This is a genomic window from Microbacterium sp. P5_E9, assembly GCF_054049175.1.
This window is the reverse complement of the sequence record NZ_JBFUMV010000112.1, coordinates 1-567: the sequence shown is the minus strand read 5'-3', so window position 1 is coordinate 567 and position 567 is coordinate 1. Positions and strand designations below refer to the sequence as shown.

Genomic DNA, 567 nt, shown 5'->3' with positions numbered 1-567 from the left:
CTGCTGGGAGGTGGCGGCGATCTTGCCGGCGGCCACGTCGCGGATGCCGTCGCAGCCGCCGTCGACCGAGACGATCATGACGCTCTTGTCCTTGCCGGACTTCTGCAGCGCGTTGAAGGCGCCGGCGGCGGCCGGCTCGTTGATGGTGTAGACCAGGGTGATGTCGGGGTTCTTCTGCAGGCAGTTCTCCATCGCGGTCTGGCCCTTGGCGCGGTCGCCGAAGCTGTCGGCCATGCAAACCACCTCGGGCGGGCGGGCCAGTTCGTTGTTCTTGGCGTCGTTGCTCTTCAGGCCGAAGCCCTGCAGGAAGCCGTTGTGGCGCTGCGCGCCCACCGGGTGGCCCGGGAACAGGTCGAGGGTGGCGATCTTCACGGGCTTGCCGGCCATCGCGGCCTTGGCGTACTCGCCGATGAGCACGCCGGCCTTGTAGTTGTCGGTGGCGAACAGGGCGTCGGTGGCGCTTTGCGGATCGGTGGGGCTGTCCAGGGCGATGACCATGACGCCCTTGTCCTGGGCCTTCTTGATGGCCGGGATGATGGCCTTGGCGTCGCTGGGCGTGATCAGGAT

General features: G+C 67.5%; 1 protein-coding gene. It reads right to left on the bottom strand.

What is annotated here, in order from left to right; all coding sequences use genetic code 11:
• The coding region (locus ACXJ3V_RS20505) for a substrate-binding domain-containing protein (protein ID WP_457102200.1) at window positions 1–567 on the bottom strand (567 nt) is incomplete at both ends.